The sequence below is a fragment of the Arthrobacter sp. SE2 genome (assembly GCF_058244265.1).
This window is the reverse complement of the sequence record NZ_JBZAYA010000028.1, coordinates 12206-36655: the sequence shown is the minus strand read 5'-3', so window position 1 is coordinate 36655 and position 24450 is coordinate 12206. Positions and strand designations below refer to the sequence as shown.

26 protein-coding genes are annotated in these 24450 nt (G+C 62.6%); 6 read left to right on the top strand and 20 right to left on the bottom strand.

What is annotated here, in order from left to right; translation table 11 throughout:
• Positions 1 to 218: 218 nt before the first annotated feature.
• From AC4CS3_RS22440 to AC4CS3_RS22405, 8 genes are all read right to left on the bottom strand, one after another.
• Entirely contained in the window at positions 219 to 506 is a 288-nt protein-coding gene (locus AC4CS3_RS22440) for a hypothetical protein (protein ID WP_490785303.1), read from the bottom strand.
• A gap of 248 nt (positions 507 to 754) precedes the next feature.
• The gene (locus tag AC4CS3_RS22435; RefSeq protein ID WP_490785302.1) at positions 755 to 1498 is read right to left on the bottom strand and encodes a signal peptidase I; all 744 of its coding nucleotides are present in this window, start codon (positions 1496 to 1498) and stop codon (positions 755 to 757) included.
• Complete coding sequence (locus AC4CS3_RS22430; RefSeq protein WP_490785301.1) at positions 1495 to 2154, bottom strand: hypothetical protein; 660 nt, start codon at positions 2152 to 2154, stop codon at positions 1495 to 1497. Before AC4CS3_RS22430 ends, AC4CS3_RS22435 begins: the two co-directional genes overlap by 4 nt.
• An 11-nt stretch (positions 2155 to 2165) precedes the next feature.
• On the bottom strand, positions 2166 to 3458 hold the full coding sequence (locus AC4CS3_RS22425; RefSeq protein WP_490785300.1) for an RCC1 domain-containing protein: 1293 nt from the start codon (positions 3456 to 3458) through the stop codon (positions 2166 to 2168).
• Complete coding sequence (locus AC4CS3_RS22420) at positions 3451 to 4074, bottom strand: hypothetical protein (RefSeq protein ID WP_490785299.1); 624 nt, start codon at positions 4072 to 4074, stop codon at positions 3451 to 3453. Before AC4CS3_RS22420 ends, AC4CS3_RS22425 begins: the two co-directional genes overlap by 8 nt.
• Positions 4071 to 4670, bottom strand: coding sequence for a hypothetical protein (locus AC4CS3_RS22415; RefSeq protein ID WP_490785298.1), 600 nt, complete (start codon positions 4668 to 4670; stop codon positions 4071 to 4073). The genes AC4CS3_RS22420 and AC4CS3_RS22415 overlap by 4 nt, the downstream gene beginning before the upstream one ends.
• Complete coding sequence (locus AC4CS3_RS22410) at positions 4667 to 5284, bottom strand: hypothetical protein (RefSeq protein ID WP_490785297.1); 618 nt, start codon at positions 5282 to 5284, stop codon at positions 4667 to 4669. The genes AC4CS3_RS22415 and AC4CS3_RS22410 overlap by 4 nt, the downstream gene beginning before the upstream one ends.
• Positions 5285 to 5380: 96 nt before the next feature.
• Positions 5381 to 5998, bottom strand: coding sequence for a hypothetical protein (locus AC4CS3_RS22405; protein ID WP_490785304.1), 618 nt, complete (start codon positions 5996 to 5998; stop codon positions 5381 to 5383).
• 470 nt (positions 5999 to 6468) lie between these two features.
• Between AC4CS3_RS22405 and AC4CS3_RS22400 the strand changes: the two genes are divergently transcribed.
• The 3 genes from AC4CS3_RS22400 to AC4CS3_RS22390 all read left to right on the top strand — a co-directional run bounded on the left by AC4CS3_RS22400 (position 6469) and on the right by AC4CS3_RS22390 (position 10086).
• A complete protein-coding gene (locus AC4CS3_RS22400) occupies positions 6469 to 8178 on the top strand; it encodes an alkaline phosphatase family protein (protein ID WP_490785296.1) in 1710 nt (569 codons plus the stop codon).
• Between the two features lie 173 nt (positions 8179 to 8351).
• Positions 8352 to 8693, top strand: coding sequence for a hypothetical protein (locus AC4CS3_RS22395; protein WP_437771456.1), 342 nt, complete (start codon positions 8352 to 8354; stop codon positions 8691 to 8693).
• Positions 8694 to 8814: 121 nt separating this feature from the next.
• Complete coding sequence (locus AC4CS3_RS22390) at positions 8815 to 10086, top strand: MFS transporter (protein ID WP_490785295.1); 1272 nt, start codon at positions 8815 to 8817, stop codon at positions 10084 to 10086.
• 35 nt (positions 10087 to 10121) lie between these two features.
• On the opposite strand, the gene AC4CS3_RS22385 is transcribed toward AC4CS3_RS22390, so the two are convergent.
• The 3 genes from AC4CS3_RS22385 to AC4CS3_RS22375 form a co-directional block, all read right to left on the bottom strand.
• Positions 10122 to 10421: a ribbon-helix-helix domain-containing protein gene (locus AC4CS3_RS22385; RefSeq protein ID WP_490785294.1), complete on the bottom strand. Its 300-nt coding sequence runs from the start codon at positions 10419 to 10421 to the stop codon at positions 10122 to 10124.
• Positions 10422 to 10491: 70 nt separating this feature from the next.
• Positions 10492 to 10986 carry an ester cyclase gene (locus tag AC4CS3_RS22380; protein WP_490785293.1) on the bottom strand — a complete coding sequence of 165 codons (495 nt, stop codon included), beginning with the start codon at positions 10984 to 10986 and terminating at the stop codon, positions 10492 to 10494.
• 207 nt (positions 10987 to 11193) lie between these two features.
• Positions 11194 to 11862: an alpha/beta fold hydrolase gene (locus AC4CS3_RS22375; protein ID WP_490785292.1), complete on the bottom strand. Its 669-nt coding sequence runs from the start codon at positions 11860 to 11862 to the stop codon at positions 11194 to 11196.
• Between the two features lie 191 nt (positions 11863 to 12053).
• On the opposite strand from AC4CS3_RS22375, the gene AC4CS3_RS22370 reads away from it, so the two are divergent.
• Positions 12054 to 13559 (top strand): CYTH and CHAD domain-containing protein, encoded by a 1506-nt coding sequence (locus tag AC4CS3_RS22370; RefSeq protein WP_490785291.1) that lies wholly within the window; start codon positions 12054 to 12056, stop codon positions 13557 to 13559.
• Positions 13560 to 13614: 55 nt separating this feature from the next.
• On the opposite strand, the gene AC4CS3_RS22365 is transcribed toward AC4CS3_RS22370, so the two are convergent.
• From AC4CS3_RS22365 to AC4CS3_RS22330, 8 genes are all read right to left on the bottom strand, one after another.
• On the bottom strand, positions 13615 to 13917 hold the full coding sequence (locus AC4CS3_RS22365) for a DUF4193 domain-containing protein (RefSeq protein WP_059389433.1): 303 nt from the start codon (positions 13915 to 13917) through the stop codon (positions 13615 to 13617).
• A gap of 61 nt (positions 13918 to 13978) precedes the next feature.
• Entirely contained in the window at positions 13979 to 14752 is a 774-nt protein-coding gene (locus tag AC4CS3_RS22360; RefSeq protein ID WP_490785290.1) for a copper homeostasis protein CutC, read from the bottom strand.
• Between the two features lie 27 nt (positions 14753 to 14779).
• Positions 14780 to 15979: an ROK family protein gene (locus tag AC4CS3_RS22355; RefSeq protein ID WP_490785289.1), complete on the bottom strand. Its 1200-nt coding sequence runs from the start codon at positions 15977 to 15979 to the stop codon at positions 14780 to 14782.
• Between the two features lie 2 nt (positions 15980 to 15981).
• The gene (locus tag AC4CS3_RS22350; RefSeq protein ID WP_490785288.1) at positions 15982 to 16998 is read right to left on the bottom strand and encodes an ROK family protein; all 1017 of its coding nucleotides are present in this window, start codon (positions 16996 to 16998) and stop codon (positions 15982 to 15984) included.
• A gap of 1 nt (position 16999) precedes the next feature.
• Positions 17000 to 17839, bottom strand: coding sequence for a carbohydrate ABC transporter permease (locus AC4CS3_RS22345; RefSeq protein WP_345447285.1), 840 nt, complete (start codon positions 17837 to 17839; stop codon positions 17000 to 17002).
• Positions 17840 to 18802, bottom strand: coding sequence for a carbohydrate ABC transporter permease (locus tag AC4CS3_RS22340; protein WP_490785287.1), 963 nt, complete (start codon positions 18800 to 18802; stop codon positions 17840 to 17842).
• Positions 18803 to 18832: 30 nt separating this feature from the next.
• Positions 18833 to 20131, bottom strand: coding sequence for an extracellular solute-binding protein (locus AC4CS3_RS22335; RefSeq protein ID WP_490785286.1), 1299 nt, complete (start codon positions 20129 to 20131; stop codon positions 18833 to 18835).
• Between the two features lie 146 nt (positions 20132 to 20277).
• Complete coding sequence (locus tag AC4CS3_RS22330) at positions 20278 to 21795, bottom strand: M81 family metallopeptidase (protein WP_490785285.1); 1518 nt, start codon at positions 21793 to 21795, stop codon at positions 20278 to 20280.
• Positions 21796 to 21948: 153 nt separating this feature from the next.
• On the opposite strand from AC4CS3_RS22330, the gene AC4CS3_RS22325 reads away from it, so the two are divergent.
• Together AC4CS3_RS22325 and AC4CS3_RS22320 are read left to right on the top strand one after the other, a co-directional pair.
• Positions 21949 to 22803 (top strand): sugar phosphate isomerase/epimerase family protein, encoded by an 855-nt coding sequence (locus tag AC4CS3_RS22325; RefSeq protein WP_490785284.1) that lies wholly within the window; start codon positions 21949 to 21951, stop codon positions 22801 to 22803.
• A 1-nt stretch (position 22804) separates the two neighbouring features.
• Positions 22805 to 23866: a Gfo/Idh/MocA family protein gene (locus AC4CS3_RS22320; protein ID WP_490785283.1), complete on the top strand. Its 1062-nt coding sequence runs from the start codon at positions 22805 to 22807 to the stop codon at positions 23864 to 23866.
• Positions 23867 to 23870: 4 nt separating this feature from the next.
• Here AC4CS3_RS22320 and AC4CS3_RS22315 read toward each other — a convergent pair whose 3' ends face one another.
• Positions 23871 to 24392, bottom strand: coding sequence for a MarR family winged helix-turn-helix transcriptional regulator (locus AC4CS3_RS22315; RefSeq protein ID WP_441413678.1), 522 nt, complete (start codon positions 24390 to 24392; stop codon positions 23871 to 23873).
• Positions 24393 to 24450: the final 58 nt, after the last annotated feature.

The window sequence follows — 24450 nt, the reverse complement described above, 5'->3', positions numbered from 1 at the left end:
GCCCGGCGTATTTCTTCCTGGAACACTGAAGACTCCTAACTCTGCGCCCATTACCATTTGAACCCGGGGCAAGCACTTCACGACGGGTATCGAGACGAGTCCGGCCCGAATATTCAAGCACGCCAAGGAGGAGCCGACGGCAACAGCCACCACCCGGCCGGAAGATTGCGGCGCTTCCATGCAGAATCAGGCAACCAGGACAAAACCAAGACGATCACTCACAAATCGGTGGAGGCTGTCTGCTCCGGGCCTTGCAGCCAACTACCGCGATGGGAACCGCGCATGTTGACCACGGCCTCGCATGTATCCCAGGCCCGTCCGAAATCCGTTGCGAATCGTATTTCCATGGCGCTGACGATCTCGCCGCCATGGAGAACATCGGATTGGCGGACGATATAGCTAAAGTCCAAGCTCACGCTTTCGCCAGATCCGAGATATGGACTGGTCATTCGCTCAGGGCTGGGCTGGGAATCGAACGCCAACTGTTCAACGTTGGCGTTGGTCAATGAACGCGAAATAAGCTCCACTGCTGTGACAGGTCTCTCTGAAGCGTTATGGATCAAGGCAGTGAAGGATACGGTTTCGCCAGCCCTGGCAGAGTACTTGTCAGCGAAATGCAGCAAGGAAAGGGCCGGCAAACCCCAAGCCATAGGGGACCTGTGGCGTCCGCCCCGTCCCGAAAGACGGGAGCGGACAAGCCAGTCATGAACATGACTCATTCGGGCCCCGGGGAGGCGCTGATCCTCCAATTTGATCAGCGCCTCCGCCTGCGCGCACTGGCAACAGAACCTTGTGCGAATCGCGCCGGGTCCAGAATGAAGAGGGCCAGCAGCGCAAGCCCAGCCGCACCGGCGATAAGGATGCCGTATGAGGACTGTAGGACGGCTGCCAGATAACCAAACCCCACGATGTGCCAGATGTATTTTCCGGTGGTAGTCACCTTGTAGGGCTCGGGGTCGTTCTGGGTGTTTGCATCACCCTTGAGCGTGTACTCGTAGACGTCTGGTGTTGGTTGAACGGACTTGACGAGCCGGTGCGTAACCAAACCCAAGCCGCGTGGGCGCTCCACCGTGACAATGCTCCCGTCCTCGATTTCGCCGGCAGGTACTTGTTGCGACAAGACGACTGACCCCACCGGTATCGTCGGTTCCATTGATCCCGAAACCACAACGAGGGGCCGAACTCCGAAGAGAAGCGAGACAGCGAACACAAGAATACAAGCGGCTCCCAGGAGCGCACCGAGCGACAAGATGATCGAGCGGAAGGCACCGTAAGCCCGCAACGCAGGATGCTGGCGCACTTGCTCCGCCGTCTCCTCAGGGATCTCCTCCTGCCGGAATTCGCCCTGTGCCGGCTCACCCCCTGCCTCGCTCAGCAGTTCATCAATTCCGCCGCACTGTTCCTTAAGGTCCGCCGGGCAGCCCGTCCGTGTGCCGAGCTGATCCTCTTGGCTTTCCGTCAACCGGTGCGTTTCCGGATTTCCACTACGAGTGTTCATGGAGCAACTGAAACCGCGTCGAAGAGCACGGCGAGCGCCGCCTGTCCACCGTTGTACTTCTCTACGTCAGGGCCGTCTACATACGTGATGGTGAGTTTCAATTTCTTCGCAGAACCGTCCGCGGCAGGAGTGTAAGCATCTCCCTGGTTCAACACCGCACCCCAGCGAGGTTCAAGGACACCCAGCGATCCCTTTGCTTGGTCCCACGTGACATTGGTGAACAACAGCTTGCCCGCTTCGTCCGCTGCGGTGAACCTCAGGAATGGAAGGATGTTCGGTACTCCTGCAGCAACCGTCCCGTCGCCGTTTCGAAGGATGATCTTGAAACTCGTATCCGCCTTGAAGACAGAAGTGTTGTTGAACACCGGGATCACGGTGACGACCGACTTGCCAGGTATCAGGTCAGCGGCTCCCGCGACGGCCCAATCAAATCCGGCTTCCGTATCGGCTTGTTCCACGGTTCCGTTGTCCCGCACAACGCCAATGTCGAAGCGCGGAGTCTCGATGAGGGCCTCGCCGACGATGTTTAGATTGGCAAAGTCGTACGCCGCAGCGCTGGTGGCCGTAACGGTCGCCGCGACAAGTGCGCCTGCCGTGACTGCGAGCCGGAGTTTCCCGCTCCGTTGCCCCGCCCCTTGCCGTACGGGTCGTTTCATAGTCAGCTTCCTCATTTCGTCACCATTCCGAGATCCCACGAGACCTTACGGTTGGCGAATTGAGTTCCGATAGGGAGCCCAATCGCTCCTTGGGGGTTGTATCCCCTGCCCCAGAACGAACCATCAGATTTTTGCCAGAGGTAGAAGCCTTGGCCCGATCCGTACTGCACAACGCCAGTATCGATTCGGGTCGGGTTTTGCGGGAATTGACCGTAGTCGTCGCTGGCGCCATAGCCCCAGAGCTCTCCGGCGCCGTTGAGCAATGCAACTCCGGTGAACCCGAACTGCATGGATTTAATCTGGGACAGCGAGGGAACCACAGCGGGCACGGTCGGTGTGGTGCTTGGGCCTCGCCCGGTACGGCTAGCGTCAGTTCCCCAACTCAGTACCTGGTCGTTGGAGAGCAGGGCACCACCCATGTTGATGCCGCCGTCGACCGCAACAATATATGGAGCGCCGGGCGCCACATTTCGCTTGAACCAAGGAGCAAGCGGACTTACGAGCTTAGGAGTTGCGCCGGTATCGGATAGGCCAGAGGGCAGACTGTTTCCGCCCGTGCCTCCCCAATAGTAGACGTCGCCATTCTCCAAAATGACGAAGAAGTTGGTGTAGGCGCCCTTGAGGTAAATGGGACGGTTACCCGCGACAGATGGGTCCGGCAGGCCGGCAAGCTGGCTTGCGCCCGGTGCAGCGTTTCCGCCGTAGCCAACGGGATACCCCCAATGCCAGATGGTGCCATCACTTCGGATGCCGGCACCGGCATATTCAGTGGAGGAGATCGCGACGATCTTGTCCAGGATTGCCCCGGAACCATTCCACGCGGTGTTTATCCGAACTTGCTTCGCGTTGCCATTGGGCTTCGGCGCGTCTGTGCCGTCACGGAAGTTGTAAGAGCCCCATCCCCAGACCGTGCCGTCCTTGTCCAGAGCGTTGGCGTTGTAGATCTGGCCAGTCGCTTGCCGAACAATTCCGTCGGGAATGCCGGCGACCTTCTGCGGCGGCTTCTGCCATCCGGAGGTGGGAATATCGCCGTTGATCTCGTAGAACGTAAGGCCCCACACGTAGACGTTTCCGTCGTTTCCGACTCCCATCCCTGTGTCTACCATGCGGGAGTTCTTGGAGACGCCGACGGCAAACGGAGGCCCGGCATTCGCCGGGATGGCCTCCGAGCGGGCGTGCGTCTTATCCTTGTACGCGGCGCTTGTGGCTACGGGAATTTGAGCAGCACCAACAAACGTGGCGAGCCCAAACAGGCCCGTCGCCGCGAGGCATTGACGACGAGAAATGTTTGAAGGCTTACTCATGAGCGGGCTTCTTTCGACGAACGAGGATGAGGCCAAAGCCGACGGCCAGCAGGAGCGCGGCCGCGACACCGACTGGAATCAAGTTCCTGAGGCCTGTATTCGCAAGATCGGGCCTAGACGCGGGTTTTTCTGGCGTGACGTTGGGTCGATCAATGCTTGTGACGAAGTGGAATTTCAGGTTCCCGCTGGCGCCTTGGTAGGAATTGTCAGCGCCGCGTGGGAGCGTCACCGTCCCCACCAAGTTGTATGAGGCGCCGGCTTGAAGTTCGGGCAGTTTGATCGTGCGCCCGAGCACTTCTCCAACACGGATCCGCTCGACGACCGCAGTGCCATCTAGAGTGTTCATGGTCAGTTCCATTGGCGCGGCTCCGGAGAAGAGGACATCAGAACGTCCCGTAATCTCCAATGCAAGGGGTACGGGTGAGCCGGCCACATTCCGTACGGACATGTTCCAGACCTGGGATTCCCCAGGAGCCGGAGCGTCAATAACCAGCGACGTCGGTGCCGTATCGATGAGATCCGAGGCCACAGCCGAGGCGCCGGCAGGCTGCGCGAGTCCAAGGAAGACCGCGGCAATCACCGCGATCAGCGGGCGGATCCTACGGGGCGCCATCATTTGCTTTCTCCGTTGGTCAGTACGCCAAGTTGGGTCGATTTTCCGCTCGCCTGGGCCTCAGTGTTGGCAGCCAGGACCGCTGATACGCGGACGGCACGCTGTTCACCGGGAGCGACGTTCTGGAACGTGAGGCAAGCCTGATTGACCTGCTGTGCGGTGGCGTTTGCGATCGCGGGCGTTGCTGCGCCGTCGAGGTAGACCGTGAAAAGCAGCGTGCCGAACAGATCGCCACCTTGTGGGTCTGGATCGTACAGGGAGACCGTCAAATTACCGTTGACCCCGGGTTTTCGATTCGTTACCGATACATCGAACTCAACCGGTTTGCTTTCAGAGAAGGCCGTCCCCGCTGACAGCGGCAGGACAACGGCCGTCTCCGGCGTATCAGCATCGCGCAGCACTCCCGCACTGTCTTTTACCGCGATGTCGAAGCGATTCGGATTGCCGAGGCCTGAACCAGCGGCGCCCGTCCCCAGGTTCACGCGGGCGAAGTCCGTAAAGGCGGCCGCAGTGGTGCCGGCGCCGAGAACCAGCACGGCTGCCACGAGCCCAAGGGTCAGCCGCTTCCATCCGTCGCGCTTCACTGTCCTCCTAGTCATGGGTTCACCGCCTCAAAGCTGAACTGGATATCTGTTGCGGCCATCTGCCATCGGTTGTCCACCGTGTCGGGAAGTTCGACCCGAACATCGAGAAGCTTGTATTCGCCGGCACGCAATGGATCAGGCCAAGTGATTGCCGTCAACTGCGCTGCAGGGAGGTGGTCAAGGAGAACCTTCCCACCATCCGAAACTGTGAAAACCAGCTGGTCGAAGAGTTCCAGGTAGGTGCCGGTCTTCGGATTTTTCTCAGCGCCGCGTGGAAGAGGATCGAGGATGCGCAGGCCAATGAGGCTGGACAGGCGAGGGCTGTTGTTCTTCGCCGCGATCCTCAAATCCAGGACGCTGCCTGGGGCCATGGTGTACCCGCTGGGATCCCCGGTCAGGAAGATGCGCAATCCCCGCGGGTTGGCTTGGTCCCAATCAGCGGGCGTCGGCAGCCATGAGGGATCAGCTTTCCCTGCGGCCACAATGTCAAAAGTATTGCGGGATCCGTCCAGTGCGACGTCAACGTCAGCGCTGTCGGTAAATGAGGCGGCGGTGATCAACGCACCCGCCGTAACCAAGGATCCGGTTGCGAGTAACAGCCGCAACCACCCGTGGCGGTGAGTCCTCATACTGTGTCCTTCATGGGTCCAAGCGCTCCGTTCATTGAGGCCGCGTAGGCCAAGTGCAGGTGGGGACCCGAAGGCCCCCACCTGTTATCGTTCCGACTACTTGACGGAGGAGGCGTCGAAGTGGGCCTGGACGTAGGAGACCTGGCCCTGCAGTGCGTTGTTGGCAGCTGCACTACCCTGGTCGGGGAGGTTGATGCTGACGCCGAGGACGCCTTCCTTCCCGGCGGTGTAGGTGCCCAGGTTGAGGGCGGTTACGTCGGCCTGCTTGACGTTGGTCGCGATTGCCTTGCCGTCCAAGGTGACGGTGTAGCGGAGGGCGCTAACCAATGCGGGGCTGGAGGTGTAGCCGGCGCGGTCCTGCAACCCGAAGGAGATGGCAGCACCGAGGGCGGGGCTCTCATTGCGGAAGGGAATCGACACGGACACGGTGTCGCCCGGGGTGATCAGGTCCGCGCCGGGAACCTTGACGTTCACACCTGCGGCAGTGTTTGCTTCCTGCCATGTGCCCGGAACAGGCAGGCCGGCGGTATCCGTTCCAACCACCTGGATGTTGAAGCGGTTGTTGCCGCCAACGCCGGAATCAGCGGTTCCGTTGCCAATGTTCAGGTTGGCGAAGTCGGTGAACGCAGCAGCCGTCAGGAGCGCGGTGACGCCCAGCAGCGAACCGCCGGTTAGCAGGGCACGCTTACGACCGGAGCGAATTTTGGTAGTCAAGAGGAGTTCCTTTCACGAGGTTGTCGGCGGGTTCGCCGACAGTGCGAGTGACTGCATCGGCAAGGGACAGGCACGTTCCCTTGAACACCGGCGCGCGGTGTGCAACCAAGAAGAAACTAAGGTCGAAATTGGGCCACTGAGTGGTGTTTCTCCGCAATTGAGTGGCAAAAAGGGGCAAATTAGGTGGTGCCGAGAGCGATCATTGAGTGTCGACGGTCCCAAACTCCCTCGAAAACTACCCCGAAGAGCGGAGCAGGTTCAGCGCCGAGGTTCGCCCGCGCCCCCTGGCAACTAGGGGTACGCGGATTTCCTGTGAGTTTCGGAAGAGTTCAGCTACCCGCAATTGAACCTATCGTGAACGTTTCCGCGGTGAGGCCCAATCGGCGAGACGGATCCCCTCGCCACAACAAGAATCATCCGGGGACGCATTCTCGATCGATAAGCACGCAATAGCGAAGGGTCTTATTTTGATGAAGACAGCCAAGAAAAACGGGCTTGCCACAGCAGCAGTCCTGGGGGCCGTCCTGATGGCCGGATCCGCGGTGGCGCCGGCGATGGCCGACGACGCTTCCCGCGGCGGCCAGGACGTCCAGGCCCAGCAAGGATCAGACAGCAAGGGCCAAGGCGGCCAGGGCGAAACATCGAAGCACGTCCTGCTGCTTTCGGTGGACGGGCTCCACCAGAAGGACCTGGATTTGTACGTGAAGAACCACCCGACGTCGGCACTGGCGTCGCTGGTCAACCACGGCACCAGTTATACGCACGCCCAGACTCCCGTGCCTTCGGATTCCTTCCCCGGCATGGTCGGCCAGCTGACCGGTGGAAATCCCGGGACAACCGGCGTCTACTATGACGACACCTTCAACAGGGCACTCCTGCCGGCAGGCACAACGGACTGCAAGAACACTGCGCCCGGCGCCGAAGTGGCCTTCACCGAAGCCGCCGACAAGAACCAGAACGCCCTCGACGCCGGCCAGGGCCTGCCCGGGCTTCCGGCGAGCATCCTGAACATGACGGGACAGCCCGGCGCACTCCTCGACCCGGCCGCGCTCCCGGTTGACCCGGCGACTTGCAAGCCGGTCTACCCGCACCAGTACTTGAAGGTGAACACGGTTTTCGAGGTGGCGAAGAGCGCCGGCCTGACCACGGCGTGGTCGGACAAGCACCCGGCCTACGAGATCCTGAACGGCCCCTCCGGCAAGGGCCTCGATGACCTGTTCACCCCTGAGATCAACAGCATCGCACCCGCTCCCTTCAACGGAGACTGGACCAAGGACAACGCAGCGACCCAGCAGTACGACGGCTACAAGGTCCAGGCCGTGCTCAACGAAATCGACGGCAAGGACCACTCCGGCACCAAGACGGCCGCAGTCCCGGGCATCTTCGGGATGAACTTCCAGGCCGTCTCGACGGCACAGAAGCTCCCGACGTCGGACGGCCTCACCGGCGGTTACCTACAGGGCGGCACCGTTCCAGGGCCGCTCTTGAGCAAAGCCCTGGACTTCGTCAACGCCTCCGTGGGTAAGTTCGAGTCCGCACTAGAGGCTTCCGGCCATGCAAAGGACACCACTGTGATCCTTTCTGCCAAGCACGGGCAGTCGCCGATGGACGCTTCGACGCTTACGAGGGTGCCTGACAGCGCAATCATCGACGGCCTGAACGCAGCATGGAAGTCGGCCCACCCCGGCTCCGCAGACCTCGTGGCGTTCTCCACCGACGACGACATCATGCAGCTGTGGCTTTCGGACCACTCGCAGGCCGCAGCGCAGTTCGCCAAGGACTACCTCGCAACGCACAGTGCCGCCGGGAACGACATCAACGGAACTGCCAAGACCGTGACAACCTCGGGGTTGAGCAAGGTCTATGCGGGCAGCGAAGTTGCAAACTACTTCGGCACCCAAACCAGCGATGCACGCTACCCGGACATCTTGGGGATCGCCCAGACCGGCGTTGTTTACACCGGCGGCAAGTCCAAGATCGCCGAACACGGCGGAGCCAGCGCGGACGACCGCGATGTGCCGCTCGTGATCTCCGGGGCCAATGACGAACACGCCCGGACGGTGACCACCGCGGTCGAGACGACGCAGATTGCGCCGACCATCCTGAAGACCCTTGGCCTGGATCCGAACAAGCTGCAGGCCGTTCAGATCGAGGGGACCAAAACCCTCCCACAGCGCTGATCCAGCGCGCTTCGAACACTGGAGGGGTTCCACGGCCGGACGGCCGAGGGACCCCTCCCTTGTACTCATCCGAGCCTGGGCTGTACGAAAAGGACCGTTCCGCTGGCTAAGCCTGCATTGGGCGCCACGCCCCGTCTGCTTACAATCAAACGTCAGCAACTACTGAGGGAACCATGAAGAAAATCACCACAACCCTGCTCGCGGCCGGGCTCCTCCTCTCCGCTTCAGCCTGCTCGGCACCGCAGCAGCTGAGCACCGCGGACACCTGCAGCCGGGTCAAGACCGTCATCTCGAACCCCACGAACACCACGGACAAAACGGGAACCATCCGCGTAGCCAACCAGCTCCGCCCGATCGAAGCCGTGTCCTCGGATGAGCTGAAGCCCACCCTGAAGACGCTTGTGGACTACCTGGACGAGTCCTCGAAGGACAAACCGGATACCGCGAAGCTCGATGCCATGAAGAACGATTACCAGAACGCGGGCACCAATTACAGCAAGTACTGCGGCGGCTAAAGGCGGTTTACATTCTCGACCCGAGGACTGGCCATGGGCGCCCGGTCCTCGGGCGGCCGGCGTCGGCTCCGGTGTCCGCTTTGTCGGCTTCAGCGTGCCCCTGAACAGAAGCTGAAACCCCATGGATGGTCCGAACCCGCGGGACGTTTTCCGGATTCCCGGATACCTGGCTTTCTGGTCGGCCTACACGGTGTCGGGCTTTGGAACCTACATCACTACCTTGGCGCTGCAGGTCTTGGTGCTGGATGGGCTCGGAGGCACCGCGACCGACGTCGGATTGCTGAACGCGGCCCGGTGGCTCCCTTACCTCGCTTTCGGATTGGTCGCAGGTGCCCTCGTCGACAGACGGCCACGGAAGCCCGTGCTCGTAGGGACAGACCTCGCGCGGGGGATCCTCCTGCTGGCCATTCCGGTTCTCTACGCCGTCGGACGGCTGAACCTCGTTGTCCTCATCGTCTTCGTTGCGTTTTTCGGAGTGTTCTCTCTCTTCGGCGACGCCGCGTCCCAATCGTTTTTCCCACGGATCGTGACCAAGCGGGATTTGCTCGCGGCACACGCGAGGGCTGACCAAAGCGATGCCGCCGCCCAGACTTCCGGTCCGCTCATTGCCGGCGGCTTGGTCACGCTCCTGGGAGCTCCCCTCGCCGTCCTCGCAGATGCCGCATCCTACCTATTTTCCGCGCTGGCGATCTCCCGGGTTCGCGTTCTGGAGCCCCGGGAAGCTTCCGGTACGTCACCGCGCGGTCTCCGCCCGGAGATCGCCGAGGGACTCCGCTGGGTCTACCGCCACCGCGTCCTTGCACCAATGGCCGTCGGATCCCACGTGTGGTTCCTCTCCAACAGCATGCTCGGAACCGTCTTCGTGTCCTTCGTCCTGCTCGAACTGAGGTTGTCTCCGTTCGAACTTGGCATCACGCTTGCGGCCGCTGGAGCCGCCGGGCTGATCGGAAGCAGCTTGTCGACCAGGTTCGGGATGAGATGGGGAGCCGGACGGGCGGTGATCATCTGCAATGGCTTCATGTCGATCGCTTGGGCGATCATCGCCGTCGTGCCTGCCGGCAGCGGCGAGAAGTGGCTCGTGATTCTCTTCCTGGCCGCCGGGCAAGCCCTCTATGGACTCGCCCTAGGGCTGAGCAACGCGAACGAGATGGGCTACCGGCAAGCGGTAACCCCGGACCACCTGCAGGGACGCATGAACACCACAATAAGGTCCGCGAACCGGGCGATGATTGTGGTCGGCGCACCCGCCGGCGGCCTGCTCGCGGTATCAATCGGGTACCAGCCGACGCTGTGGATCGGTATCGCGGGATTCGTGGCGGCGGCGGTGTTCCTTGCGGCATCGCCGTTCCGTTCGGCGCGGCACGGAGACGCTGTTCAGGGCAGCCTCAAGTAACGGCTGCAGTTCCGCGGTCCGCGACCCGCAGCCCGTTACAGCGCGGTGTGCTTCCCGAACGGATGGTGGCCCGTGGCTGGCTGTCCGTGGCTCCCCAGCCATTCGGACAGGGCCTCGCGCAGGATCTCGCTGGGCGTGAGGCTGAGCGTTTGCGAAGCTGACTCCAAGGCGCGATCCAGTTCCTGAGGAATCTGGAAATCCAGGGGCGAGGGATGGTTGCTTTCCCGGGCATCGGCAGGCAAACCATCACCGCGCAACAGCTTGCCGACGGCTGGCTTCATGTCGTTTTCGGTCCACGCCGAAAGGTGCTCGAAATGAGTCACGTCTCGTGTCATGATTTTCCCTCCCAACAATCAAGCATCCTCCGTTGGCGGGCTGCAGTCACCATCTACGAGTAATTACTCTCTAACTATCGATTCGGCGACGTGCCAGGCGCTGGAACACAGCCACGATTTTGGGCGGCCCGGGCTGTTTGACGACGCCCAACTGGAGCATCGCCGTCAGGTCATCGCGGGTGGCCCAATGCTCAGCCAGCTTGCCGTCCTCGATCCTGAACCAGTGCGATTGACGCGCGGACATGCGTTTGCCGGTGGCAGGACCCCGCCCGTTAAGCTGCCCGAGGTTGGTGCCTTCCGACAAGACGCGGACGGCCACCGTGTCGCCGTCCGCGGCAATCGCCTCGATCGTCATGGTGATGTCGGGAAACTGGGCAAGTAGCCACTGCACAGTTTCACGCATCGCCCGGGGACCGACGACGGCGCCCGGCTCGGTAGTCCCGAAAGGAGCCCAGGCGTGTTCCACGTACGAGTCGGCCATGATTTCGTCGCAGACGTCCAGCTGTCTCTGGTTCCAGATTTCCTCGAAGTGGCGCCGCACCAGTTCCTTGTTGGCTTCACTCATAGGAAGGCCTCCTCCGGATAGGTGGTCCCAGCGGAGGTCGACCGGGCCCGTTCGAAGACCCAGGAGTCGCGGAACGGACCCGGCGCTCACGTTTAAGGGTGAGACCGCGACGGACATCGATCAGCGCAGGGCTGGTGCCGTCAGAGTGATCTTAGGGCTTGGGCCGATTCCGGTCTAGGGAATCGGACGCCCGGGATCGCAAAAAGTTCATCGACGCAAGAGGTAGTCCGCAACGCCAGCCGGATTCGACAGCCCAAGGAGATGCCCGCCGGGAAGGACATCCGGTTCAAGCCCGAGGCGATTGCGGGCTACCCTGCGTTGGAACCCGAGCGGGAAGAACCGGTCCCCCTCGCCGCTGAGCACTCTGATGGGCACGGGAGGCCACTCCATGAATTCGCAGCGCGACGCGAAGACTGCGTTCGCCTCGGGCCGCTGGTGCGGTTCCCCCTCGGCCGCCACCTCCTGCGGAACGTCATGAAGGAAGTACTCGTTCACATCGAACTCTTCGCTGTAGCCGCCGGCCACGGCAGCACTCTTGCGTGCGTCCTCCCAGCCCGTGTTGTCCCACCATGCACCAGGGGTCTCACCCGGGTTGGGAATCATCGCGTTGACGAACACGATCTCCGCGACGCCAGGCCGGGCGCCCACCATGGGCGCCGTGAAACCGCCAAGCGATTGCGCAACAAGCACGACGTCGGTTCGGCCACTGATTGCCGCCCCAACCAAGCGCGCGTACTCGGGCAGGCCCGCACTTTCGTCGTCTCCCGGCAGATCAACGGCTACGGCATCGTGGCCTGCCTCCTGCAGGAGGGGGACGACGCGGCTCCAATACCAGGCTGAGCCACCTGCTCCGGGCACCAGCACGAACGCGTTCACGAGGCATCCCCGGAGAAATCATCAACAAACGGACCAAGGCTCGGCGTCGAAGTCATGCCCACATTCTTCCCCAGATCCCCGCGCCCGCAAGGGAGCCGCTGGAGATACCTTGGCCCGGTCTTTCCCTGCCAGAGGCCTAGTGGGAGGATGCCTATAGGTGCGGTCAAGCTACGAGAAGGACGGGAAACGACATGTCGACCCAGGAATCCGTGGAAACAGAACGCAAGTATGACGCTGACTTGGAAACACCCCTTCCCGCGTTCGTGGACATCACCGGCGTCGATCAAGTCGGTGACCCTGCAGATCATCAACTCGAGGCCGTCTACTTCGACACGGACAGCCTCATCCTCGCCAAACATCGCATCACCTTGCGGCGCCGAACCGGCGGCACCGATTCAGGCTGGCATCTGAAACTTCCAGCAGACCGGGGCACACGCGTGGAGATACAGGCGCCGCTGGGGCAGCCTGAGACCGTTCCAGAGGAACTGGCAGAGAAGGTCCTCGTGTTCACCCGCGACGACGAACTAAGGCCCGTAGCGCGGATCCACACCCGCCGCACTGTGCACCGGCTGCACGGTAGCGAGGACGTCACCCTGGCCGACTTCGCGGATGACCACGTGACAGCCGAGACCTTGCACCCAGTGCAGATGGAGAGGAAATGGCGGGAATGGGAAATAGAGCTGGTCCACGGCGATGAAGCCCTGTTTGAGAGTGCGGAGCGCGTCTTGTCAGGGACCGGCGCAACCCCCTCGGGGCACGCTTCCAAGCTGGCCCGCGCATTCGGAACCGCTTGGCCAGCCGCCGTGCCGGCGCCACCGAGAGCCCGTCCGAAGGGTTCTGCGGGAGACGCAGTAGTTGCCTACATTGCCGCGCAGATTGCCGAAATCACCGCGCTGGACTCCGGGGTCCGGCAAGGCGCCGACGACGCCGTTCACGGCATGCGCTCGGCTACCCGCAGGCTCCGCTCGACTTTGTCCACGTACGGCAGGCTCTTCGACGCCGACGCCGGGGATCGGCTCAAGGCCGAGCTGAAATGGCTGACCAAGGTCCTGGGCAAGGCCCGGGATGCAGAGGTGCTGCGCGACCGGATCGGGGAACTGCTGAATGACCAAGCCGATGGCGTCGTGCCCGCTACAGCCGCCTCCAGGATCAGCGACGAACTCGAGACCGCCTTCAACTCCGGTTACCGCGAGATGCTCCGCTCCTTGGGAACGAAACGATATTTCCGGCTCTTGGACGCCCTTGAAACGTTCCGCGACGAGCCTCCTACAAGACCTCGAGCCGGAAAGAAGGCCCGTCCCGTCACGGCCAAGCTCACCGCGAAAGCGATCAAGCGGGTGCGTCGTTCCCAGAAGGAAGCGGCCCAGCAGGCTGGCGCGCAACGTGACATGGCATTGCACCAAGTCCGCAAAGATGCGAAACGGCTGCGGCATGCAGCCGAAGCCCTGCAGGACGTCCACGGTAAACCCGCTGCGAAGCTGGCACGCAACGCCCAGAAGATCCAGAAGATCCTAGGCGAGCACCAGGACAGCGTTGTAAGCCGTTCGGTGCTGCTCCGCCTCGCAAACGATACCGTCGGGTCAGTGGAGGACAACTCGCCTTACGGCCCTCTGCTCGCTGCCGAAGAGCAGCGAGCCGCGGACTCCGGGGCCCGCTATGAAAAGCTCGCCAAGAAGAAGCGCCTGAATCCCCTGTGATGAACGCAACAGTGTGGGACGCAACTGTGAGGGACCGGGCTGGGCCTGAAGTGAATCAGCCTTCGCACTCCACGCAGTACGCGTGGCCGTTCTTTTCACGGGCGATTTGGGAGCGGTGACGGACGAGGAAACACGAGTAGCACGTGAACTCGTCTTCCTTCTGGGGAACGACCGCAATGATCAGTTCCTCAGCTACGAATTCGCCACCTGGTACCTCATTGCCTTCAAAAGCATCGGCTTCGTCCAGCTCCCGCACAACGCTGCGAGCGTCCGGAGCATTGGCAGACTGCAGGGCCTGAAGTGACGTGCTTTGGGATTCCGCGACGTCGGAGCGGAGTTCGTCGTAATCGGTTGCCACCTGGTGTTATCTCTTCTCTTGTATATTTGCTGGCGAATGTGCAACATACACCATGCAGCTGCTATTCCCCACATAGTGGCGAAAATCGTGGCCCGATCGTCATGTCAGCTTTCGCGGTGCGCATTGCCCTGACCATCCGCTCCACTGTCGCCGGATGCGTGACTGAGCGTATCCCATCCCCGCCGCCTGGCCCGGAAGGGGCGGAATCGACCATGAGCTTACGGCCTGAGAAGTGTATGTCACGGATTCCCGCGGCCAAAAGCGCAGGAACAGCCTGCTCAGTGACACCGCCGCCGGCCATGACGGAAACCTCACTGGGTAGGGCAGCGACCATGCGTTTGAGCATGTCGATACCGTCGCCCGCGGCCCGGGCTGCGCCCGAGGTGAGAATGCGCCGCGCACCCAGCCGGGCGGCGTCGTCCGCGGCTTGAAGCGGATCCCGGGCCGCATCCACCGCACGGTGGAACGTGACGAAAGTCCCGCCCGCCGCATCGATCAGCGCCTCGGCGCCCGCGACGTCGACGTCGCCTGAAGCGGTCAGCAGTCCGACGACCACCCCGTCGGCGCCGAGGGCAAGTGACTGCCGGACATCCCGCCTCATGACCTCGATTTCACCCGGTGTATAGATAAAACCGCCCGGCCGCGGGCGGATAAGCACGTGGACGAAATCCTGGCGACCGGCGTCGAGCGCAAGCTCGGCGGCTGCCTCAACGAGGCCGGCGCTCGGGGTGAGGCCGCCGGCCTCAAGCGCTGAACAGAGTTCGACGCGGTCCGCGCCGGCTTCGATGGCACAGCGAACACCGTCCAGGTCCTGGACGCATATCTCAATCTTCATGGTTCTCCGGTTGGACGGGCCGAATGTTCACGAGGCAAGCACGGTGCGCAGGCAAAGCTGTCCCGCGCCGAGAAGGCCTGCCTGCGAACCGGCGAGCGAGGCTTCGATCACGATGTTCTTGGTGGCGAGCGGATGGCAGCTTTCGTATAGCTGCGAGCGCACAGCGGCGACATACGGCTCCAATTGCGAAAGTCCGCCGCCCAGCACCACCACATCCGGGTTCACGAAATTCACCACAATGCTGAGGGTTTGCCCCAGAATCCGGCCGGCAGTACGGACTCGTGTTGTGGTGTGCGGGTCGCCGTTGTTGACCTGCCGGACAATGTCGTTGACGTCCGCTGCATCGATCCCGACGGCGGCCAGGTCACGGATGATGGCGGACCCGCTGGCCACCGTCTCCAGGCAGCCTCGGTTGCCGCAAGAGCATGGCGCGTCGCCCGCGGCCGGGATCTGCACGTGGGCGATGTCTCCGGCAGCGCCGGTGGAGCCCCGGTAGACCTGCCCGTCAATGATGAGCCCGCAGCCGATCGCGGCACCTGCTTTGAGGAACAGCGTGTTCTGCCGGACCTTGGAATCGGGTGATTCCCGCTGGCGCAGCGTGTGCTCACCCAGAGCCATCATGTTGGCGTCGTTGTCCACAACCGCCAAAGTCCCGAATTCCTCGGCAAGCCAATTCCGGACTTTGAATTCGTGCCAGCCACGCATCCTGGACGGCGAGTCGAGCGCACCCAAGGCAAAGTTGACCGGACCGGGCAAGGACATCCCTACGCCGCGCAGCGGAGGGTCGACGGCCGGATCGCTGAGGGCACGCATCATCGCCGCAGCCTGGGGCAGAACCACTTCGGGACCGTCGTTGATGTCGATGGTCCTGATTTCGGAGACAAGCAGATTGCCGGAGAGGTTGAGCCTGCCGACCCACAAATGATGGGCGCCCAAGTCCGCCGCCAGGATGAAGCCCGCGTCCGGGACCAGTTCCAGGAGGGTGGGCCTCCGGCCTCCGGTCGCCGAACCTGAACCGCTCTCGCTGATGAGCCCGGCTTCCATCAGCTCGTTCACCTTGATGGTGATGGTGGACGGGGCGAGGTTCAGGGTGCGCGCGAGGTCGGCGCGGGACCTCGCCCGGCCGCTGGCGATCATGGACAGGATGCTGGAGGAGTATTCGGTCAGCGCGATGTCCCGGGGGCCGGTTCTTTTCACGGTCTTGGCGTAGGAAGGCTTGTAACCCAAAGTCAGTCCCTCCAGGGGCTCGGTATCTGCCGCCCGCCGGTGGGCCGCTCTTTGCAGAGTAGCTGACGGGCCTGCACCGCGCCGCCGAGAAGCCCTGCCGAAGAGCCGAACCGCGCAGGAAGTAGCAAGGGCCTGCGGTGGAAACTCAGGATAGAGTCCAGCCGTTCCGCCACCGGGACAAGGAGCGCGTCGCCGGCATTGGACAAGCCGCCGCCGAAGATGACGGCCTGCGGTGCCAGAAGGGCGACGCTCTGCGCGATCGCCAGCGCGAGCCCGTCATATGCCTGGTCCAGGACCCCGACGGCGGCCGAATCACCCGCTGCTGCGGCCTCCATGACTTCCTTCGCGCCAACCACGGGCACGCCGGACACGGCTGAATAGTTGCGCGCGATGGCGGACGCCGAGGACACCGTCTGCAGGCATCCCGACGCGCCGCAAGTGCACGGGATGGCCGTTGTGCTCGTGAGTGGCTCCATGCGGGCATGGCCGATTTCTCCGGCGTATCCGTCGCCGTCGTACACCTCGCCGTCCAGGATGACCGCACTTGCGATTCCGGTGCCGATGACCAACACCAGGGCGTTCCGCAGCCCCTTCGCGGCACCCAGGCGGTGCTCTGCCAAACCGGCCACCTGCACGTCGTTGCCGAGCACCACAGGAAGCCCTACGCGGTCCTCCAACGCGGAGGAGAGCGCGAAGTCGGTCCACCCTAGATTCACGGCGGAGACCACGACGCCCGTGCTTGCATCCACAATCCCCGGCGCGTTGACGGCGATTGCCTGGGGCCGTCGATCCGGGGGCTCAGCTCGGTTGGTGGCGACGAGGCCGGACAGTTGGTCCAGGAACTCCCCCGGCGAGGCTATGGCCGTTGGCGTGGTTCCCTGGTGCGTGAAGCGGCCGGTGGAATCCACGACCCCGTATTTGAGGTCGGTTCCGCCGACGTCGAAAACCATCACCGGAGCGCCCGGTCCCAGAATCAACGACGTCGGCGGGGAACCGGCGGTTTGTACGCTCAGCTGCATGTCAGCCTTTCACCGCACCAGCAACGAGGCCCTGGGCCATCTTCTTCTGGACGATGACGAAGAGAATGATGACGGGTAGCGCCATGAGGGTGGACCCGGCCATGATCCCGCCCCAGTCCGTTGCCTGATTCTGGCCGCTGAAGCCTTGAATCCAGAGCGGAAGTGTCTTGCTGTTGTCGCTGCTCAGCAGGACAAGTGCCAACGTGTATTCGTTCCACGCAGCCAAGAAGGCGAAGATCCCGGAGGCCACGAGTCCGGAGCCCAGCAGCGGAAAGGTCACCCGGAAGAATGCGCCCATTCGGGAGCAACCGTCGATCATGGCAGACTCTTCGAGCTCCACCGGGACCCCGTCAACGAATCCCTTGAGCATCCAGATAGTGAAAGGCACGGATGCCCCGATGTACAGCAGGCTCAGGCCGAGGACGGAGTTGAGCAGGTGCCAGCTGTCGATCATCTTGTACTGGGAAATGAACATGGCTTCAGCCGGGATCATCTGGATCACGAGCACCGAGATGATGACGATCTTGCGGCCTTTGAATCGAAAGCGGCTGAGCGCCATGCTCGCGAAAAAGGCGAAAAGCAGCGCAGCCACCACCACAATCAGGGCAACGCCGAAGCTCATCCGCAGGGCGGACCAGAAGCGGCTGTCGTGGAGCACTGTTTCGTAGTGCGCCCAGGTAAAGTCGAGCGGCAGGAACGACGGAGTGCGCGACTGCAAGGCGTCGTCCGTGACGAGCGAATTGTTGACCAACCAGTAGACCGGGAAAATCCACAGCAGACCGAAGACCAGGCCCGTGATGTTGGCCGCCGAGCGGCGGACGGGGTTGGGTTTGAGGGCCATTCAGACTTCTCCCTGCTTCAGGAATTGGGTGACATAACGCCACGTGAGGAGCAACGTGATCAGCAGCATGATCAGGGCGGTCGCGGAAGCCACGCCGTAGTCGCCGCCGGACAAGCCCACCTGGTAGACGTAGGTGCCAAGGACGTTGGTCTGCTCGGTGATGCCGCCGTTTTTCTGGAGGATGAAGATCTGCGTAAAGACCCGCAGGTCCCAGATGATTTCGAGGATCGTGACCAGCAGGAGAACCGGGGCGATGGTGGGTACGGTGATTTCGCGGAATTGCTTCCAGCCGTTGGCGCCGTCCAGCGTTGAGGCCTCCAGCATGGACTCATCGATCTGGGTGACCGATGCGTACACCATGAAGACCACCAGCGGCACGCTCATCCAGATGACCAGGATGGCGGCTACTGCGAAGAAGGTCAGGGGGTTGGAAAACCAGTTGTAGCCAGCCATCCCCTGCAGTCCCAGTCCGGCCAGTGTCCAGTCGACCACCCCGGACCTGGAATCAAAGATCCACTGGAACACCTGGAGCGAGGACAACACTGGCATCGCCCACGCCAGCAGCATGGCGGCCTGGACGAAGACGGAGACCGGGCGCGAGAGTTTAGTGAGCAGGAGCGCACCTCCGATCCCGATGGCCATTGTCAGTGCGGCACACACAAGGCAGAAGGCAAGGGATCTTCCCAGGGTGAGCCAGAATCCCGAATCGCCAAGCACCCGTGTGAAATTGTCGAGCCCTGCGAATTCCGCCGGTTTGCCGAACTGCTGCTCAAGGGAAAAGTGTTGGAACGCCATGGTGATTTGGCGGAGCAACGGGTAGCCCATGTCCACCAGGACAATAAGCACCGCGGGAAGCAGAAGGATGTATGGCAGGGGGTTGCGCCTGCGTTTCCTCGGGGCCGCTGCTTCAGTCCGGTCGGGGAGGATCCTTTCCGGCTTCGCACGCGTACTGGTTACGGTCATGGCTTCGGTCCTTTCTGCTTCCCGCCGGGCCTACTTGCTGTTGAGGATTTCGGTCATTTTGGCGTCGGCCGTCTTGGCCAGCCCAACGGGGTCCTTCAGCGCGCCCATGGCCACGAAGAAGTCGTCAACCACCTTGGCGCTCTCCACCAACGCCCAGTTCTTTGCTGCCGGGGTGCCCACGGAATTCCTGACGGCCTCGACGGTGACCTTGGACAATTCGTCCTGCCCGAGGGCTGCGGCGTAGTTCAGGTTTCCCGGGACCCAGCCTCCCTCGGTCGCGAAGAACTCCTGGAATGGCTTGCTGAAGATGAGTTTGAGGGCCTCCTTGGCCAGCCCCCGTGCCTTGCTGTTGTTCGAGATGGCCACATTGGAACCGCCGGCAAAAGGATTGCCTACGGCGTCACCCTTGGGCGACGGGAAGTTGAAGTACCCCACCTTGCCGGCGTCCAGGAGTTCCTTCTTGATCTTCTTCAGATGGAAGTTGAAGCCGAAGAACATCCCCGCCTCGCCCGTATTGAAAGCGGTGTACGGCTGGGAACCGATGGTCGAATCGGTGATGGTTCCGGTGGTGGAGCCGGTCGTCCACAATTGCTGGAGCTGGGCGATGGCCTTCTGGCTTTCCGGCGAGGACAAGCTGCCTTCCCATTTCCCGTCCTTCTGCACGGCTAGTCGTCCGCCATTGCTGAAGACCCAGGCGAACGCGGATTGTGATGAAATCCCGGGCAGGAACATCCCGGAAAAGTGTGCGTTCTTCTCGGGGTTGCCGGTCTGGATCTTCGTTGCGACGGCGGTCAGCTCGTCAATGGTCTTCGGTATCGCGAGCCCAAGCTGCTGGAACATGTCCTTCCGGTAGAACACGATCCGGCTTCCGGCGTAGAAGGGTGCGGCGTACATCTTGTTCTCGAAGCTGCCGAGTTCCACGAGCGATTGGGTCAGATTTGCACCGCCCAGCTCTTCTTTCATACCGCTCAGATCGGCCAGTGCTCCCACCGCACAGAACGTGGGCGCCTGGGTGTTGCCAAGTTCGATGATGTCCGGCGTCGATTCGGCGCTGGCGAGAGCCGTCTGGAGCTTCGGGACGATGCCATCCCACTCCTGCTGCTCGATGGTGAGGGTGGATCCCTGGAACTTGTTTTCGAACTCCTGCTTCAGCCACGCCTGGGCCTTGTCAGACACGGAGTCCTTCATGAACCAGACCCGCAGCTTTGCCGGAGTGGAGAGGCTGTCCGAAGAGACGGAGCCCGAGGCCTCGCCACATGCGGACAGCAAGGCTGCGGCACCCAGGGCTCCGCCCAGACCGAGCAAACCACGTCGACTAAGTTCTTTCATCGCTTCCTCCACTTTGAACTCACAGGGTCGATTGACCATGCAGCAAACGAAATCATGGAGGAATGATGCTTCGGAAGGGCCGCTAACTTAGTTCAGAATCGAAGTTAGTTTCGGTCCGGTTTGGAGCCCCGGACGCACCGGCCCCCTCAGCGCTCGACGCCGGCCGGCTGGTTCGACGCAGGCACCAACCGTGCGCTCAGGTCAGGTGCCACCCCGCCGTCGTCGAACGGGAACATGGGCCGCGCGATCCGACGGTGGCCCAACCGGTGCAGATCCTGGTCCACGCCCCCTGGGGTGAGCGCCAGCATCCAGTCCGAAGCCATGTCGAAGAGCTCCGGCTCGAGGTAGCCGATCTTGACCACCACAACGTCGGCTGTCCGGGCATCCAAGCCGTTCCTGAGGAAGTCTGATTCCAGGTGGTACGGCTTGCGCCGCCGGGTCACGATGATGCGCAGCCCGCCAACGCGAATGACTGCCTCGTCAATGGCCACGGAGTCGCCCTGGGCCAGATGCTCAACAATGCCGTCCAGCCGCGCCGGGCCGGACTGTGTGCCGTCCACGCGAGCACCCACCTCCACAGAGACGGATCCACCGACGCCGGCGCCAATGCAATGGTCCACCGCGGCGGGATCCGGGATCGAGGCATAAATGGCCTGCATCGTTCCGGCTGCTATGGGTGGGTGCTCAAGGAGTTTGTGCAGGGTCCAGGTGACGTCACCGGCTCCCCCGGCCGTGGGGTTGTCCCCGGAATCGCTGATGAAATACGGGCGCTTCGTGCTTGCCTCCGCTGCCGCGAGGCATTCAGCGAGCGGCGCCGAGGGCGCCACGAAACGGAACTCGTCCCGTCTGTTCCACATGTCGGCTGCAAGCCGGCCCGCATGGCTTGCGACGGCGTCGGCGTCGTCACCGGTGACCATCACCACGGCCCGGTTGCGCGGTTCGTCTGCCCAGGCATAACCGATCCACAGTGCGGCGTCGAGCACGCCTGGCCGACCAGCGATCACCGCAACTTCCTCATATAGCGATTTGGCCGGTTCCAATCGGGTACTGGTCTTTTCCCCGGGCAACAGGATGGGCACCGGAACCCAGGCCTTGATAGGGCGGCGGGTGGCCTCCGGCAGTGCCAGTCGCTCCAGCAGGTTCGCGGCGGCGCGTTCCTTGGTTTCCAGCCAGTCCTCGTGTGGGGCCATGCGGTAGCAACTGGGGATGTCCAGTTGGTGCGCCAAAGTCCAGGAAACGTTGCCGTGCAGGTCCATACCGCTGGACACCAGGACGTCCGGGCCGATGAGACCGCGCAGGGCAAGGAGCAAATCGCCCTCGGGATCGTCTACGCCATCCACGCTCATGGCACCGTGGATGTCGAAATAGAGCCCGTCCGCCGGGCCCTCGCCCAAGGCATCCGCCACAGCGGAAAGAATCGTCTGCTTCATCTCGGTGTAATCGGCGGAAGGGACGGACCCGCCCGGGATGGATCGGAAATGGACTAGCGGCAGCCAATCCGCCGCCTCGCGCACGGGATGGCCCAGAGCGAAAAAGGGGTACTGGTCCAAGATCTCCTGGCCATCCCGCCGGACAAAGTCCTGGATGCGGGTCCGGGCAGGGGAATAGGTGCTGGCCTCGAGGGCGATTCCGGTAATGAGGATCCGGGGCTTCATTTCGATCATGCCTGCCACCATATTGAGGTTCGCGGCGGGACCGGGGCACGGGTGCAAAAGTTCAATGCCGAATGAAGTTCAACCAGCACTTTTCGCCTGGAATCCTGCCTAACGTGGGCTCGCAAGTGACGGCGCGCGGAATCCACGGAAGAGGATCTAACAATGCAGATTGGGCTGAGTACGTACAGTTTGGCAGGAGCCTTGGCCGACGGACGAGTGGGCCTTTTGGACCTGCCCGGCTGGGCGGCATCACATCAGGCCAGCCATCTCGAAGTGGCCGAGGCGGGACTGGGCGTGGACCTTTCCCAAAACCACGCGGCGGCCGAAGGACTGCGCGAGCATGGAGAGGAGTCCGGGATCGCCTTGGTCAACTATGTGGTGGGGGCCGATTTCCTTGGCACAGACCCAGCGGCTGAGATCGCCCGGGTGAAGATGCACTTGGACACGGCCCACCGGATGGGGATCAGCCGCTTCCGCCACGATGTAGTGCCGTGGGCCTGGCGCCCCACCTCATACGCCGAATACCGCGATGCCCTGGAGCAGGTGGTCCCGGCGTCCCGGGAACTCGCCGACCATGCGGCAACCTTGGGAATCACCACCAGCGTGGAAAACCACGGCATGGCCTTCAACGTCAGCGAACGGTTGCTGCAGTTGGTGCATGCAGTGGACCGCGACAATTTCAAGGTCACCTTGGACATCGGCAATTTCCTGTGCGTCGATGAGCTGCCGGAATCGGCCGTCGCCAAACTCCTCCCCTACGCATCTGTGGTGCATCTGAAGGATTTCTACCGCCGGAAGAGAAGTCCCGGTGGCGGCTGGCTGCAAACGCTGGCAGGCGACCATATCCAAGGCTCCGTGTTCGGACTCGGGGACATGGACCTGCCGCGTGTCCTCCGCTTGATCAAGGACTTCGGTTTCAGCGGCCCGTGTTCCGTGGAATACGAGGGCCGCGAGGACTGCCTCACAGCGACGCCGGAGTCGCTGCGTAATGCCGCCGCACTGTGGGAGGACTGCTGACATGGGGGCCCTGAATGTTGGGGTCATTGGGCTCGGGACCATCTCGGACATGCATTTGGACGCTTACCGCGATTCGCCGTCGGCGCACCTGGTGGCTGTCTGCGACATCGACGCTGCGCGGGCCGGAAGCCGGGCCGCGGAATACGGTGCAGTCAAGGTCTTCACGGACTACAAGGAGCTCTTGGCGGATCCCGAGATCGACGCCGTCAGCATCTGCACGCGCAATGACACGCACGCCGAAATCGTGATTGCGGCGCTCGAGGCCGGCAAGCATGTGCTGGTCGAGAAGCCTATGACGGCCTCCCTAAGGGAGGCTTTGGCTGTTGCTGCTGCCGCCCAGAGGAGTGCCGCCGTTTTGCAGGTAGCGTACGTCCGCCGTTTCTCGCCCAACGCCGAGGTACTCAAGCGCTTTATCGACGCCGGCGACCTCGGGCAGATCTACTATGCCAAGGCCACCTGCCTGCGCCGGGTAGGAAATCCCGGCGGTTGGTTCGCCGACAAGGCGTTGTCCGGCGGAGGTCCGCTCATCGATCTGGGCGTCCATTTCATCGACATTTGCTGGTGGCTCATGGGCTGCCCCTCCGTGGCGTCGGTCTCTGGGACTGTCTTCCACAAGATCGGTGCACGGAACAATATCTCGAACTTCAGCCGGTATCTCTCCGCCGATTTCGATCCGGCACGACCACCGGCGGACCCCGTCGAAGATCTTGCGACGGCACTGATCAAGTTCAGCAACGGCGCAGTGATGCACTTCGACACCAGTTACTCGATGCACGGCGCGGATGAAACCAAGGTCCAAATCTTCGGAGACAAAGGCGGCGCGCAGCTGGAGCCGGCGTTGGAAATCTTCACCGAACAGCACGACACGCTGCTGGACATATCGCCGGTGCTGGATTCGCCGACTTTTAGCACCGTGGCATACCGCAACGAAGTGGAGCAGTTCCTGGCCACCGCCCGGGGCGATGCCGCCGAGGCCGCTCCGGCCGCCCACGGCCTTGAGCTCATCAAGATCATCTCCGCGATCTACGAGTCCAGCAGGACGGGCCGCGAAGTGGTGCTGTAGCGGATCAGGCCTTACGTGCTCGATCAGGTCCGCCGTCAGGTCCGACATCGCGTCCGGCCTGGCGGCCGACGTCGCGGTGGACGTCCCTGTCCAGCCTGTGGCCGTTGGCGAGCTGCGCAAGCAGCTCGCCAAGTTGCGTGACCTGCTCGCCTGTCAGCGGGGCCAGAAGCTCCGCTTCATGCTGTTCCGCGATCCCGCGCAGCTCCCGCAGCACGCGCGTGCCAGCGTCGGTGAGGTGTAATTCATAGTTTCGCCGGTCTGTACTGCTGCGCACCCTCTCCACGAGGCCGCGTTCCTGAAGCGAGTCGATGAGTGAAACCACCCGGCTGGGGACGGCACCGAGCCTGTCCGCAAGGGAGCGTTGGCTCAACCCAGGGGCGCGTCCGAGCAGGCGGATGACACCGGCGTCGCTGGGCGTGAGGCCGATCTCCCGAGTGCGGTCGGCAAAGCGGGACGATGCGACGGCGCCCAGCTGCGACAAGAGAAAAGCGGTCCGTTTCGGCCGGCCCGGCGTGGCTAAGTCCATGGATTCAGAATACAGGCTTGACAGAATAATTCTAGAGGTGAACTATTTCAGTAGTGAC